The organism is Bifidobacterium moraviense, from assembly GCF_012932365.1.
GTDB classification, from domain to species: domain Bacteria; phylum Actinomycetota; class Actinomycetes; order Actinomycetales; family Bifidobacteriaceae; genus Bifidobacterium; species Bifidobacterium moraviense.
In genome coordinates this window covers 11033-26280 of record NZ_JAAIIH010000014.1, presented here as the reverse complement: position 1 = coordinate 26280, position 15248 = coordinate 11033, and the positions used below count along the sequence as shown (strand labels likewise).

General features: G+C 70.5%; 11 protein-coding genes. 9 read left to right on the top strand and 2 right to left on the bottom strand.

The window, feature by feature from the left end; genetic code table 11:
- Positions 1–152: 152 nt before the first annotated feature.
- The 4 genes from gyrB to G1C96_RS08100 all read left to right on the top strand — a co-directional run bounded on the left by gyrB (position 153) and on the right by G1C96_RS08100 (position 7228).
- Entirely contained in the window at positions 153–2234 is a 2082-nt protein-coding gene (gyrB, locus tag G1C96_RS08115; protein ID WP_169276088.1) for a DNA topoisomerase (ATP-hydrolyzing) subunit B, read from the top strand.
- Positions 2235–2389: 155 nt separating this feature from the next.
- The gene (gyrA, locus tag G1C96_RS08110; RefSeq protein WP_169276087.1) at positions 2390–5092 is read left to right on the top strand and encodes a DNA gyrase subunit A; all 2703 of its coding nucleotides are present in this window, start codon (positions 2390–2392) and stop codon (positions 5090–5092) included.
- A 63-nt stretch (positions 5093–5155) separates the two neighbouring features.
- The gene (locus G1C96_RS08105; protein ID WP_169276086.1) at positions 5156–5674 is read left to right on the top strand and encodes a DUF3566 domain-containing protein; all 519 of its coding nucleotides are present in this window, start codon (positions 5156–5158) and stop codon (positions 5672–5674) included.
- A gap of 222 nt (positions 5675–5896) precedes the next feature.
- A complete protein-coding gene (locus tag G1C96_RS08100; RefSeq protein WP_240945171.1) occupies positions 5897–7228 on the top strand; it encodes an alpha/beta hydrolase in 1332 nt (443 codons plus the stop codon).
- A 9-nt stretch (positions 7229–7237) separates the two neighbouring features.
- Here the strand turns inward: G1C96_RS08100 and G1C96_RS08095 are convergent, their stop codons facing one another.
- Both G1C96_RS08095 and trhA read right to left on the bottom strand, forming a co-directional pair.
- Positions 7238–8125, bottom strand: coding sequence for a sugar phosphate isomerase/epimerase family protein (locus tag G1C96_RS08095; RefSeq protein ID WP_169276085.1), 888 nt, complete (start codon positions 8123–8125; stop codon positions 7238–7240).
- Between the two features lie 211 nt (positions 8126–8336).
- The gene (gene trhA / locus G1C96_RS08090; protein ID WP_417852182.1) at positions 8337–9149 is read right to left on the bottom strand and encodes a PAQR family membrane homeostasis protein TrhA; all 813 of its coding nucleotides are present in this window, start codon (positions 9147–9149) and stop codon (positions 8337–8339) included.
- A gap of 196 nt (positions 9150–9345) precedes the next feature.
- Between trhA and G1C96_RS08085 the strand changes: the two genes are divergently transcribed.
- From G1C96_RS08085 to G1C96_RS08065, 5 genes are all read left to right on the top strand, one after another.
- Positions 9346–10338 (top strand): LysR family transcriptional regulator, encoded by a 993-nt coding sequence (locus G1C96_RS08085; RefSeq protein WP_169276083.1) that lies wholly within the window; start codon positions 9346–9348, stop codon positions 10336–10338.
- A 110-nt stretch (positions 10339–10448) separates the two neighbouring features.
- Positions 10449–11783 (top strand): MalY/PatB family protein, encoded by a 1335-nt coding sequence (locus G1C96_RS08080; RefSeq protein WP_240945170.1) that lies wholly within the window; start codon positions 10449–10451, stop codon positions 11781–11783.
- A gap of 72 nt (positions 11784–11855) precedes the next feature.
- A complete protein-coding gene (locus G1C96_RS08075) occupies positions 11856–12644 on the top strand; it encodes a response regulator transcription factor (RefSeq protein WP_169276082.1) in 789 nt (262 codons plus the stop codon).
- Positions 12641–14098 carry a sensor histidine kinase gene (locus G1C96_RS08070; protein ID WP_169276081.1) on the top strand — a complete coding sequence of 486 codons (1458 nt, stop codon included), beginning with the start codon at positions 12641–12643 and terminating at the stop codon, positions 14096–14098. The genes G1C96_RS08075 and G1C96_RS08070 overlap by 4 nt, the downstream gene beginning before the upstream one ends.
- Entirely contained in the window at positions 14095–15177 is a 1083-nt protein-coding gene (locus G1C96_RS08065; RefSeq protein WP_169276080.1) for a hypothetical protein, read from the top strand. The genes G1C96_RS08070 and G1C96_RS08065 overlap by 4 nt, the downstream gene beginning before the upstream one ends.
- Positions 15178–15248 lie beyond the last annotated feature (71 nt).

The following is a 15248-nucleotide window of genomic DNA, read 5'->3' as shown; positions in this document are numbered from 1 at the left end:
GGCGGTGCAGCGGGGCGCAAGTCCCCTACCGCTGGTACCCTATCCAAAGATGGGTAGAAGCCCGTAAACGCCCCTAGAAGGCGTTCTACGGTGGCAATGACCGCGGTGGAGTCCTCGCAACGGAGCCGACCGCGCATGAAAGGAACTCTTCATTGGAAGAACTCAATACGGAGGGAACGCCGGAGCGTGAATCCGGCGCATCCGACAATCTCGAAGACGCCCAGCTCGATGACTCGCTCTCGCCCGAGCACTACGACGCCTCCGATCTGAAGGTGCTCGAGGGCCTCGAGGCGGTGCGCATCCGCCCGGGCATGTACATCGGCTCCACCGGCCCGCGCGGCCTGCATCACCTGGTGTACGAGATCGTCGACAACTCCGTCGACGAGGCGCTGGCCGGCTACGCAAGCCACATCGAGGTGACGATCCTGCCGGGCAACGGCATCCGCGTCGTGGACGACGGCCGCGGCATCCCCGTCGACGAAGTGCCGGGCGAGGGCGTCTCCGGCGTGGAGACGGTCATGACGAAGCTGCACGCCGGCGGCAAGTTCGGCGGCGGCGGATACGCGGTCTCCGGCGGCCTGCACGGCGTGGGCATCTCCGTGGTGAACGCGCTGTCCACGCGCGTGGACATCGAGGTGCGCCGCCAGGGCTTCCACTGGACGCAGACCTACATCAACCAGAAGCCGACCGCGCGTCTGGCCAAGGGCGAGCCGATGGCCGAGGGCGAGTCCACCGGTACCTCGGTGACGTTCTGGGCCGATTCGGCGATCTTCGAGACCACCACGTACGACTTCGAGACGCTGCGCAGCCGCTTCCAGCAGATGGCGTTCCTCAACAAGGGCCTCAAGATCACGCTGACCGACGAGCGCCAGCTCGACGAGGCCGGCGACGAGGTGGCCGGCGACGGCGACAACGTGGCCGAGGAGCTGCACCAGACCGTCACCTACCAGTACGCCAACGGCATCAAGGACTACGTGGCGTATCTGGTGAAGTCGCGCAAGGCCGTGCCGGTCGAGGAGGACGTGATCGACTTCGAGGCCGAGGACCTCAAGCTCGGCATCTCCGCGGAGATCGCGATGCAGTGGACCACCGCCTACTCCGAGGCCGTGCACACCTTCGCCAACACCATCTCCACCACCGAGGGCGGCACGCACGAGGAGGGCTTCCGCGCGGCGCTCACCGGCATGATCAACCGCTACGCGCGCGAGAAGAACATCCTCAAGGACAAGGACGAGAACCTCTCCGGCGACGACGTGCGCGAAGGCCTCACCGCCGTGGTGTCCGTGAAGCTCACCACCCCGCAGTTCGAGGGCCAGACCAAGACGAAGCTCGGCAACTCCGAAGCCAAGACGTTCGTGCAGCGCGTGATGACCGAGAAGCTCGGCGACTGGTTCGACGCGCATCCGAACGAGGCGAAGATGATCATCCAGAAGGCCATCGAGGCCTCCCGGGCGCGCATCGCCGCCAAGAAGGCGCGCGAGAACACGCGCCGCAAGTCGATCTTCGAATCCGCCGGCATGCCGGACAAGCTCAAGGACTGCCAGTCGAACAACCCGGCCGAGTGCGAGCTGTTCATCGTGGAGGGCGACTCCGCAGGCGGCTCCGCCATCCAGGGCCGCAACCCGATCACGCAGGCCATCCTGCCGCTCAGGGGCAAGATCCTCAACACCGAGCGCGCCAGCCTGGACCGCATGATGAAGTCCGACACCATCGAGTCGCTCATCACCGCGGTGGGCGGCGGCTACGGCGAGGACTTCGACCTGGACAAGGTGCGCTACCACAAGGTCATCATCATGGCCGACGCCGACGTGGACGGCGCGCACATCGCCACGCTGAACCTGACGCTGTTCTTCCGCTACATGCGCCCCATGATCACCGCCGGGTACGTGTACGTGGCCATGCCGCCGCTGTACCGCCTCAAGTGGACCAAGGGCCCGCACGACTTCGTGTACACGGACACCGAGCGCGACCGCAAGCTCGCCGAAGGCAAGGCCGCGGGGCGTCAGCTGCCCAAGGGCGAAGGCATCCAGCGCTACAAGGGTCTGGGCGAGATGACGTACCAGGAGCTGTGGGAGACCACCATGGACCCGGACCACCGCATTCTCAAGCAGATCCACATCGAGGACGCGGCGCAGGCCGACGAGACGTTCTCGATGCTCATGGGCGACGAGGTGGAGCCGCGCCGCCTGTTCATCCAGCGCAACGCCAAGGATGCGCGCTTCATCGACGCGTGATCTCTATCTCTTCTCAGGCTCCCCTCGCTGAGGGGAGCTGTCAGCGAAGCTGACTGAGGGGAGGACCCCGTCACGGAGTCGACTCCCCTCAGTCTCCCTGCGGTCGACAGCTCCCCTCCGCGAGGGGAGCCGAAATCAGACAAAAGGAAAACCAAGTGGCAGACGAAACCAACAACAACGACGGGCAGAACGTCAACGACGAGTTCGCCGACCAGCCCACGCCCGACGGCTCCAGCGAGCCGCTGAGCCCGCAGGAGGCGGACAAGACCGACTACGGCCTGCTCAAGGGCACGGCCGTCGTGCAGCGCGACCTGCAGCAGGAGATGCGCGACTCGTACCTCGCGTACGCGATGAGCGTGATCGTGGACCGCGCCCTGCCGGACGTGCGCGACGGCCTGAAGCCCGTGCACCGCCGCGTGGTGTACGCGATGTACGACGGCGGGTACCGCCCCGACCGCGGCTACAACAAGTGCGCCCGCGTGGTGGGCGAGGTCATGGGCAAGTACCACCCGCACGGCGACGCCGCGATCTACGACACCCTGGTGCGCATGGCCCAGTCGTGGTCGATGCGCTACATGCTCGTGGACGGCCAGGGCAACTTCGGCTCCCCCGGCGACGACCCCGCCGCCGCCATGCGTTACACCGAGTGCCGCATGGCGCCGCTCGCCATGGAGATGGTGCGCGACATCGACAAGGAGACCGTCGACTTCATCCCCAACTACGACGGCAAGACGCAGGAGCCGACCGTGCTGCCCGCGCGCTTCCCGAACCTGCTGGTCAACGGCTCGTCCGGCATCGCCGTGGGCATGGCCACCAACATCCCGCCGCACAACATGCGCGAGGTGGCCGACGGCGTGCACTGGGCGCTGGAGCACCCGGACGCGAGCCGCGAGGAGCTGCTCGAGGCGCTCCTGCAGCGCATCAAGGGCCCGGACTTCCCCACCGGCGCCACGATCCTCGGCCACAAGGGCATCGAGCAGGCGTACCGCACCGGCCGCGGCCTGATCACCATGCGCGCGGTGGTGAACACCGAGGAGATCAACGGGCGCATGTGCCTCGTGGTCACCGAGCTGCCGTACCAGGTCAACCCCGACCGTCTGGTGGTCTCCATCCGCGAGGCCGTGCGCGACGGCAAGATCCAGGGCATCGCCGACATGCGCGACGAGACGTCCGGCCGCACCGGCCAACGCCTCGTGCTCGTGCTCAAGCGCGACGCCGTGCCGAAGGTCGTGCTCAACAACCTGTACAAGCATTCGCAGCTGCAGCAGACGTTCGGCGCGAACATGCTCGCCCTCGTGGACGGCGTGCCGCGCACGCTGAGCCTCGACGCGTTCATCCGCCACTGGGTGAGGCACCAGCTCGACGTGATCGCACGCCGCACCGCGTACCTCAAGCGCGAGGCCGAGGAGCGCGACCACATCCTGCAGGGCTATCTCAAGGCCCTCGACATGATCGACGAGGTCATCGCCCTCATCCGCGCCTCGCGCGACGCCGACGCCGCCCGCGCGGGCCTGATGGACCTGCTCGACGTGGACGACGTGCAGGCCGACGCGATCCTCGCGATGCAGCTGCGCCGCCTCGCGGCCCTCGAACGCCAGAAGATCCTCGACGAGCACGAGGAGCTGCAGCGCCGCATCGCCGACTACGCGGACATCCTCGCCAAGCCGGAGCGCCAGCGCAGGATCATCGGCGACGAGCTCGACGAGATCGTGGCCAAGTACGGCGACGACCGCCGCACGAAGATCCTGCCGTTCAGCGGCGAGATGAACGTGGAGGACCTCATCGCCGAGGAGAACGTGGTGGTGACCGTCACGCACTCCGGCTTCATCAAGCGCACCAAGGCCGACGAGTACCGCGCCCAGCACCGCGGCGGCAAGGGCATCAAGGGCGCCAAGCTGCGCGAGGACGACGTGGTGGACCACTTCTTCCTCACGTCCACGCACAACTGGCTGCTGTTCTTCACCAACAAGGGCCGCGTGTACCGCATCAAGGCCTACGAGCTGCCGGAGGGGTCGCGCGACTCCAAGGGCCAGCACGTGGCGAACCTGCTGCAGTTCGCGCCCGACGAGACCATCCAGACCGTGCTGTCCATCCCGAACTACGACGTGGCCGAATACCTCGTGCTCGCCACGCGCTCCGGCAAGGTCAAGAAGACGCGCCTCGCGGAATACGACTCCCCGCGCCAGGGCGGCCTGATCGCCGTGCGCCTGCTGGAGAGCGAGGACGGCACGTGGACCGACGAGCTCGTGGGCGCCGCGCTGTGCAACTCCAGCGACGACATCATCCTGGTCTCCAGGCTCGGCATGAGCCTCAAGTTCCGCGCCGACGACGACCAGCTGCGCCCGATGGGCCGCCAGACCGCCGGCGTGCAGGGCATGAAGTTCCGCGACGGCGACGAGCTGCTCGCCATGGACGTGGTGCCGGACAACAGCGACAAGGACCTGCTCGTGGTGACCGACGAGGGCTTCGCCAAGCGCACCGCCATCGAGGAGTACCGCCTGCAGGGCCGCAACGGCTTCGGCGTCAAGGCCGTGCAGCTGACCGACGAGCGCGGCACGCTCGTGGGCGCGCTGGTGGTGTCCGAGGACGACCAGGTGATGGCCATCATGAAGTCCGGCAAGGTGATCCGCTCCGACGTGGCCGAGGTCAACCGCACCGGACGCACCACGCAGGGCGTCACGCTCGCCAAGCCGGACAAGGGCGATGCGATCATCTCCATCGCGCGCAACGAGGAGACCGACGACGAGGAGACGGACGGCGAGGCGACCGAATCCGCCACCGAGTCCGCGCCCGCCGAGGACGCTACGTCACGATCCGGTGAAGCCTCGGATGCCGCATCCGAGGCGGTGCAGGAGTAGTGATAGCCTGCCCTAAGAACCCGCGATGGACCCTACGATCCGGGGCATCCCTAAGGAGAAGTCATGAGCGATAACCTCAACGAGCCGGCCGAGCACGCCGCCGCGCACGAGGGCCGCGAGGCCCGTTCCGCGGCCTCCCATCGCATGGCGTACGGCGCCTCCGAGCCCGTGTCTGCCGCGGCGTCCCCCGCCGCGCCCGCGCAGGCCCGCGCCCGCCGCGTGCCGCGCGCCCGCCGCATGAAGCTCTCGCTCACGCACGTGGACCCGTGGAGCGTGGCCAAGGTGTCGTTCCTGCTGGCCATCGCCGGCGCGATCATCCAGATCGTCGCGGTGGCGCTCATCTGGGGACTGCTCAACGTGATCGGCCTGTTCGACAGCGTCAACGACATGGTGTCGAACACGGGCCTGAGCGGACTGGACCTCAACAACATCCTGTCGCTGCCCACCGTGCTGTCCGCCACCACGATCCTCTCGATCTTCGAGGTGGTGCTCATCATGGTGCTCGCCACCATCGGCGCGTTCCTGTACAACGTGGTGTGCGCCCTGGTGGGCGGCATCCACGTCACCCTGGGCGACGACTGAGCCGACGACGGGCGATGACGAACGACGAGGGCGGAGGACGACCCCGCCCGTGAAGGCCGCCGGTTCCGGAACATCCCGGGATCGGCGGCCTTCGGCGTACTCGGGCGGCGTACTCGGGCGGAAACCCGACACCGCGCGGCGGAACGTCGGAGGCGCCGGAAGGCCTGCGGACCGACAATCGGAAGCGGGCGGCAGGGAATCGGACGCCGGGAAGGAGCGACCATGACGGGTGAGCGTGCGAACGCGGACGTGAACGACGGAGCGGACGGGGACGCGGTCGTCGCGGGCGAGACGGTCGCGGCCGGCAGGACCGGCAAGACGGGATCGGGAGCGGCGCCGGCGTCGGATGCCGCCGCGGACACGACGCCCCGCACGGAGGCCACGGGCGCGGCCGCGGACGTCGGCGAGGACGCCGGGACCCCTTCAGCAGCCGAGACCAGTGGAACCGCCGCGGACGCGGGACGGGACGGGGACGCCCGCGCACGCCGCCACGCGCGCATGGAGGCGTGGCGCGACGACGACATCCTCGCAGGCTACCAGCGCGCCACCGTGCACCTGGGACCCGACGGCGAGGGCCCGGACGCCGTCGCCACGTTCGTGCGCAAGGACCCCGAACGCCTCACCCTCGCCGAACGCCTGCGCCGCCTGCGCTTCCGCGCGGCAGGCAAGCCGCTGGCCATCATGTACCTGCACGGCTGGAACGACTACTTCTACCGCCGCCACGCCTCCGAATACTGGGAGTCGATGGGCGTGGCCTTCTACGCCGTGGACCTGCGGCGCTACGGGCGCAGCTACCGGCCCGGGGAGACCGCCGGATACGTGGAGGACCTGCACGAGTATTTCGCGGAGCTCGACGCGCTGCGCGACGTCATCGTGCGCGAGATGGGCGAGCACGTGCGCATCCTCGGCATCGGACACTCGGAGGGCGGGCTCGTCATGTCGCTGTGGGCGGCGCACGAGCACCCGCACCACGTGCGCTCGCTCGCGCTCAACTCGCCGTGGCTGGAGCTGCAGGGCAACACGGCGTTCCGCATCGTCACCACGCCCGTGCTCAAGGGGTTCCTGCTCGCCGGCGGCAAGACGCCGCTGCCGCTCAACGACCCCGGCTTCTACGGGCGCACCATCGAGAAGGCCACCGGCGGCGAATGGGACTACCCCTCCTCCGCGGCGGCGTCCGGCGCGCACTTCCAGCCGCGCGCGGGCTGGATGCAGGCGATCTTCAACGGGCAGGCCGAGGTGGCCGCCGGACTGGACATCCAGGTGCCGGTGCTGGTGTGCACGTCCGACAGCTCGATGATCATGCAGGGCTCGTGGGACGAGCGCATGCGCGAAAGCGACGTGGTGCTCGACGTGACCGCCATACGGCAGGCGGCGCTGCGGCTCGGCGATCTGGTGTCGATCGCGCGGATCCGCGGCGGCATCCACGACCTGACCATGAGCCGGCCGGCCGCGCGCCGGCGCTACTTCGGCATCGTCACCGCGTGGGCCAACGAGACCGCGTGGCGCACGTTCTTCCCGGCGCGGCTGGTCGAGCGGGCGCTGGGGCGGCTGTAGGGCGATCCGTCAGCCGCGCGAGTCGCCGCCGTAGCGTCGGATCGTCGCGCCGATGCGGTCGTTGCGCGTGCCTTCGATGATGACCGGCAGGTACGGGCGGGCGCGGTCCACGATCTCCAGCAGGCGGGCCACGGGCGCGACGCCGTCGCCGATCTGGCAGGGTGCGATCTCCGCGGCGGTGACGGTCGCGCCGGTCGTGCCAGGGACCACTGTGAAGTCCTTGAGATGGAACGCGACGATGCGCTCGCCGAAGCGCCGGAACGCCTCGCGCGTCACCGCGACCTCGCGTTCGGCGGGATCGGCCGGATCGTCGGCGCCGTCGCCGGCCGCGTCGCCCACGGCGTGCCCGGCAGGGTCGAGGATGACGCCGAGGAACGGCGAATCCACCGCATCGAGCAGACGCTCGACGCTCTCCAGATCGTGCAGCGCATGATGCGGGCACGGCTCCAGCCCCACGATCGCGCCGAAGCGCTCGCCCACGTCCGCCAGCCTGCGCATAAGGTCCGCGAATGAGCGCCACGACTCCGGCGAATCGGCTTCGCCCGCGCCGAGCCGCCCGGGATGCGTGCCCACCACCGGCGCGCCGAAGTACCGCGCGTGCCGCAGATACGACTCGAACCGGGCGACCGCGGCCTCGCGCTCGGCGCCGGACCTGTCCATCGGATTGACGTAGCAGCCCAGCACCGCCACGGAGACGCCACGCGCGGCCAGCGCCGCGCGGCAGTACTCCCCCATGCCGGGGTTGATCGCCGCCGCCCCGGAGGGCATGTGCGGGAACGATTTGCCGAGCGCCAGCTGCGTGCAGCGCGCGCCCTGCGCGGCAAGGCCTGCTGCGAGGGAGTCGAAGTCCGTGGCCGTGGTGATGTCGTGCCCGCGGGCGCCGAAGTTGATGGTCATTTTCCGAGAATACCGCCGTTTGCGCCGTGCGCGCCGTACGCGCGGGTCACAAGATTTTGGGACCGTCATCTTGTGCGTCGGCGGCTTCACAGAATCGAACATGGCAATCGTTGATGTTGCGCCATTATGCCGGGAAAACATCACAGCGGCCGTGTTCGGTTGGGGTCACAAGATGACGGTGCCGAAATCTTGTGCGACGGCTGCGGCGCCGCTAGAGGGCGCACACGGTCAGGTAGACGGCCACCACGTGGCACACGTAGCCCACCACCGTGCCCGCGTGGAACACCTCGTGGTAGCCGAACCAGCCGGGGACCGGGTTCGGGGCGCGCCGCGCGAAGCACACCGCGCCGGCGATGTACGCCGCGCCTCCCGTGGCGACGAGGATCGTCGTCGCCGGGCCGATCGCCGGGGCGGTCCACATCATCGGCAGCAGCGTGACCGGGGCGAGGCCCAGCACGATGTAGATCATCGTGAAGATCCAGTCGTGGTCCCGGTACCAGATCACGTGCGCCACCGAGCCGACGAGCGCCGCCGACCAGATCACGGCGAGGTACGGCCGGCGGACGCGCTCGTCCAGCGCGAAGAGGAACGGGGTGTTGGTGCCGGCGATGATGAGGAAGATGTTGCAGTAGTCGATCTGGCACAGCACGCCGTTCATGCGCGGCCCCCAATGGCCGATGTGCAGCAGCGCGCTGTTGCCGAACAGCAGCATCGCCGTGGCGCCGTACACCGCGCAGGCGGCCTTGACGGCGCCCCACGGGGCCACGCAGATCAGCACGATCGATGCGGCCACGGCCAGCGGGAACGTGACGAGGTGCATCACGCCGCGCAGGCGGGGCTTGGCGATCCAGTCGCGCGTGGCCAGATCGGGGTGGCGTGCGAGCAGACGCCGGCGGCGGACCTCGCGGCGCTGCGCGCGGTACGCCTCGCGGGCGGCCGCGGCGCGGTCCTGCGCGGCTCTGACCCGTTCCTGCACCTCATGCTCGTGCCGGAACCTGTTCGCGTTCGTCATCACCGTGCTCATGCCGCCCATCCTACGCCACCGTAACCTACGGTTCCGTAACTTTTTGCCGAAGGTGAGCTGGGAATGGCGGGGCGGGCGGCGGGTGGTGACTCGAGTGGCGGGGCGGGAATCGCGTCGCTGGGATAATGGCACGGAGACGATATTCGGTTCGCGGGACGACGGCTCTCCCGTCCCACGAACCGGTGAGGAGGCCCGCATGGAGGAACTGAGCGCGCAGTCGCTGCTCACGCTGTGGCAGATCGGGCGGTCCGGGTCGTTCTCGGCCGCGGCGCGGACGCTCGGATGGTCGCAGCCGGCCATCAGCCAGCAGATCACGCGTCTGGAGAAGCAGACCGGGATGACGCTGGTGCGGCGCACGTCGCACGGCGTGGAGCTCACGGACGCCGGCGCGATGCTGGCGCGCCACGGCGGCATGATCGCCGAGCGCCTCGGCCGCGCCTCCCACGAGCTCGAGGACCTCCGCCGCCGCAGGCTCTCCCGCCTGCGCGTGCTCGCCCCGCCGTCGATCTGCTCCACCATCGTGGCGCGCGCCATGGTGGGGCTGGGGCGCGACGGGGACATCGAGGTGAACGTGGACCAGGCCGAGCCGCCCGAGGCCGTGGAGCGCGTGCGGTCCGGCAAGGCCGATCTGGCGGTGGTCTTCGAGCATCGCAGCCTGCCGCACTCGCTGCCGCTGGACGAGGGGCTCGCGTGGGAGCCGCTGGGCGACGATCCGCTGCTGCTGCTCGTGCGCCGGGCCGATGCGGGCCGGACTGATGCGTGCCGTGCGGACGTGCGCGACGGGGCGGTCCCGGCCGGTGCGGCGGCTCCGGCGGCTCCGGCGGCTCCGGCGGATCTGGCCGACTGGGCCGACGCCGCGTGGATCGCCGGCTGCGACACCTGCAAGGCGAACCTGCTGGCCATGGCGTCGGCCGCCGGGTTCACGCCGGACATCCGCCACGCCACCGACGACTACTGGACCACGCAGACCCTGGTGGAGATGGGCGTGGGCGTCTCGATCGTGCCCGCGCTCGACACCGTGAACCAGCTGCGGCCGAGCCTCGCCGCGCTGCCGCTCGCCGACCCGCGGGCGGTGCGCGTGATCGGCGTGCTCACGCGCGCGGGCGACGATCGTCCAGCCGTCGCGGCGTTCCGCGCCTCGCTGGCGCGCACGGCCGCGCGCGTGCTGCGGGCGCCGGCGGCGGACTGAGACGGCGAGGGCGGGGGCCGGGCCGGCCATAAGCAAATCGACGAGCGCTGTGCGCGGCATGCGCAGCCGCGGCATTGCGGGCGCCGCGGCCGGCCGGGCATCATGACGGCATGAGCAGCGCAACGATGATCCCCACCCTGTCCCACGAGTTCGATTCGGGCGCCGCCGCCGCGTCGGCAGCCGTCGCCGCGGCGGCGCCCGGCCACGGCGTCGGCGTACGTCCCGCGTCCGGCTTCGATGCCGACGCCATCGACCGCATGGGCATCGCCGACCTCGAGGCCGTCGGCTCGGACAAGTGGACCCGCTACCCCGGTTGCATCGGCGCGTTCATCGCCGAAATGGACTTCGGCCTCGCCCCCGCCATCCAGCAGGCCATCCGCGACGCCGCCGACCGCTGCGCGCTCGGCTACATCCCCGAGCCGTGGAAGCGCCGCGTCGCGCGCGCCTGCGCCGCCTGGCAGCGCGACCGCTACGGCTGGGACGTCGACCCGTCGCGCATCCGCGTGGCGCCGGACATCCTGGAGATCCTCGAAGTGTTTCTGCGCGAGGTGGTGGGCGCCGGCCACGCCATCGTGGTGCCCACGCCCGCCTACATGCCGTTCCTCAGCGTGCCGCGGCTGTACGGCGTCAACGTGATCGAGGTGCCGATGCTGCGCGTCGACGGCGACGTGCACGCCGGCACGCACGCGCCCGGCGGCGAGTCCGGCTGGGCGTTCGACTTCGACGCCATCGAACGCGCGTTCGCCGAGCCGTCCACGCGCGGCTTCATGCTGTGCAACCCGCACAACCCCATCGGCAAGGTGCTCACCGCGGACGAGATGCGGCGCATCTCCGAGCTGGCCGCGCGCCATGGCGTGCGCGTCTTCTCCGACGAGATCCACGCGCCGTTCGTCTACGAGGGGCATCGTCACGTGCCGTTCGCCACGATCTCCGAGCTGGCCGCGCGCCAGTCGTGGACCGCCACCAGCGCCTCCAAGTCGTTCAACATTCCCGGCACCAAGTGCGCGCAGGTGATCCTCACCAACGACGACGACCTGGACCTGTGGATGCGCCGCGCCGAGTGGAGCGAGCACCAGACCGCCACGATCGGCGCCATCGCCACCACGGCCGCCTACGAGCAGGGCGGCGCATGGTACGAGGACATGCTGGGCTACGTGCGGCGCAACGAGCGGCTGCTCGACGAGTGGATGCGCGGCCTGCTGCACAAGGTGGGCTACGTGCCGCCGCAGGGCACGTACATCGCGTGGCTGGACTTCACGCCGCTGGGACTGGACGACCCGGCCGGGTACTTCTACAAGAAGGCGCACGTGGCGCTGACCGACGGGCGCGAATGCGGTCGCGCGGGCGCCGGATGCGTGCGCATGAACTTCGCGATGCCCACGCCGCTGCTCGCCGAATGCCTCACGCGCATGGCCGACGCGCTCGCCGCCGACGGGCTGATCTGAGCCTCGAGTCCCCGTTCACCTTCCTCCGCTACGCTGGTCATGGGCGTGCGGCCGCAAGGAGGGGGAGACGCGATGAATGCAACGAATCCGCGGCACGATGCAGATCGTGCGGGTCGGACCTACCGCATCGGCGTGGTGGACAACGACGCGATGACCCTCATGGCCCTGCGCGGCCTGCTGGAGAGCCGTCTGGAGCCGCACGGCATCGCGGTGGCGTGGGCCGTGCGATCCGGCGACGAGGCCGTGGAGCGGTGCGTGGACGCGGCGCCGCGGGAGCGTCCCGATCTGGTGCTGGCGGACATGGGCATGGACGACGTGGACGGCGCCGCGGTGTGCCGCAGGATCCGCGCGTTCTCCGACCGGATCGTGCTGCTGGGCATGACGTCGTACTCGCTCAACCGATACCGCGGCATGGCCCGCGCGGCCGGCGCGCAGGCGCTGCTCGACAAGGCCGACTTCGCCGCGATGGCGGACGTCCTGCGCGCGTGGGCGTCCGGCCGGCCGCATGTGGAATCCGGGTTCATGACGCCCGGCGAGGCGCATCGCGCGCTGTGCGGATCGGGCGGACGGCACGTGGGCGAAGGCGACGCCGTACCCGGCGGCGAGGGCCTCACCGCCAAGGAGATCGAGGTCATGGACCGCTGCATCCAGGGCTATACGGCGCGCGAGGTGGCGCAGCAGCTGGGACTGACGGAGTCCACGGTGAAGACGCACATCCGGCACGCCATCGCGAAGCTAGGCGTGCGCAACAAGCTGCAGGCCGTGCAGCGGTGGACCGCATTGCGCGGCGCAAGGCCGGCGGACGGTGCAGGGCCGACGGACGGTGCCGGGCCGGCGGGCATCGCCGGGGACCGATCGTGAACGGCATCGGCGCCCGCGCCTCCCGTCTGTCGGCGGCCGCCGCGCGGCGCCTCGCCCGCTGGTCGGCCCACCCGTACCTGACGCTGATCATCGCCGCCGCCGTGACGCTCACGCTGGTCGACGGCCTCGCCAACCGCGGCATGTCGGACCTTGTGGCGCCCATGACCGCGCTCATCGCCCTGCTGGTGGCGGAGACCTACTGGTGGCCCGCGTCCTCCGCGCTCGCCATCGTCGTGACGTCCATGGCGGTGGTGGTGGCGCCGCGCGTGGTGCTGCCCATCCCCGTGTGGGCGCTGTGGTACGCGTACGGCATGCTCGCCTACCGCCGCCGTTACGCCACGCTCGCCGTCACGCTGCTGCTTGGCATCGCGGGCACCGTGACCGGCGTGCTGCTGGACCGCTACCCGCTGTGGAACATGTCCAGCATCGTCTCGCTGGACGGGTCGTTCGTGCTGGCCGCGATCGTGGGGGTCACGGCGGCCGAGCGACACAAGGTGGAGCAGGCGCGGCGACTGGCCGAGGAGAACGCGCGGATGCGGCGCGACATCGAACTCGGCAGCCGCATCCACGATTCGGTGACGCAGGGGCTCACGGTGATCGCGCTGACCGGCGAGCGGCTGCGCGGGGAGCTGGCCGGCGACGGCGGGCGCGACGCGGAGACGCGTGAGGCCGCGCTGCGCGACGTCGGGACGATCGTGGCCGCGGCCGAGACGACGCTCACGCAGGCGCGTGCGGTGATCGACGCGCTGGGCGGTTCGACGGTCGGCGATGGCGCGGCGGTGTATGCGGGCGAAGCAACCGCGGCTGCTTCGGATTCCGCGGTTCGCGGCCGTCTCGCCGCGCTGCGCGAGACCGCGCGCGACGGCGACGAGCGGCTGCACGCGCTGGGGTTCGCCGGCTGCACGACCGTAGGCCCGGCGCATGGTCGAGGCGGTGCCGCGGACGATGCCGGGCGCATCGATGCCGCCGCGGACCGTCGTCTTGCCGCGATGCCGTCCGGTGCATGGCGGGAACTCGGCGATCTGCTCGGCCAGCTCGTCACCAACGTCATCGTGCACGCCGATCCGTTTGGCGGCGACTACGCCATCGACGTGACGATCGACGCGGATGCGGTGACGCTCACGCAGTCCAACGCCATCCGGCCGGATGTTCCGGATGCCGCGGCTGTTTCGGATGCCTCGGATGCCGAGGACGGACCAGCCTTGTCGCTCGCGCCGTCCGTGCCGCGCCCGCCGCTGCCGCATTCAGGACGCGGCCTCGCGCTGCACCGACGGCGGCTCGAAGCGCTCGGCGGCGGCCTGCGCGCCAGCGCCGAGGACGGCGCGTGGATCCTCGTCGCGCGCATTCCGCTGGAGGAACGGGCCGACGCTGCCGCGACCGTCGGCGTGAACGATTCCGCAGCCGATTCTGTGGCCGCTTCCGCGGCCTCCCCCGCAGGGCGGCGGTCGCGATGACGGCTGCAACATCCAAGACCTCGGCATCGACGTACAGTTGGCGGCGCTCGAGTGTCCTCGCGTTCGCGGCGCTCGCCATCGTCGCCTGCGTGTGCGCGGTCGCCGGCACGGTCTCGCTCCACGTGGCCGGCACTCCTGCGTGGTGTGCGTGGGCGGGCCGTGCCATGCCGCCCGTCCTGCTGTGGCTGACGGCCGCGGCCTCGGACATGGAACGCCCGCGTGGTCGCCGGGACGCGGTGCACGGGTCGCGGCGCGCGGATCGCGCGGGGCTCCCACGGTATCTGTGTGACCGTCTGCGCGACCGTCCGAGCGGCCGTCCGCATATTGGCTCGTGCGCCGGCTCGTACGGCGGCCCACATATCGCCTTGTACGCAGCCCTGTACGCCGCCGGCCTCGCCGTGGCCGTGCTGCAGACCGTGTTCCCGGTGCTGACGGTGGACGGCAACGTCCTTCCCGCGCTGCTCGGCACGGCCGTCGTCATCGCGGCCCTGCGGCGCGGGAACCGTCGCGCTCGCCGGTGCGGCGTCGCGGCGTACGCGCTGTGGCAGTTCGCCGGCGCCGCGGCCGTGGCGCAGCTGCCGAGCCCCGCACCCGTTCCGCATGCCGTCCTGCGCGCCGCCCTGGGGTTGGTGCCGGGCGGCGGCTACGGGCTGGGCTTCGTGGCGCTGGGCGTGGCGTTCTGGCTGTGCCGAGACTCGCGCATGCATCTGACGGTCACGTTCGCGCTGGGCACGCTGATCGACATGATGATCCACGACGGCACGTACGGCGCGCTGCTGCTCGGATGGCCGGCCTCGATGATGGGCTGGCTGGGCACGGAGGATCAGGCGTCGGAGACGCTGTACCGGGCGCTGTTCGCCGACCCACTGATGCAGTCGCCCGTGGGCGTCGCGCCGGGGCCGTTCGGCTGGAGCATCGCATGGACGATGATCCTCGCGCTGCCGTTCCTGCTGGCGCTCGGCCGGTTCGATCGGTTCGATCATTCGGACCGTACCGCATCCTCGGACCGCGCCGACCGCATCGGACGCATCGAACACCGGGACCGCATCGAACACCCATACCGCGCCGACCGCCGCTGAGCCGCTGACGTCGCCCACGCCTTCCCACTGTCGCGCCGCGTCGCTGCCGGCGATGGTCCAGCCCATCGTCG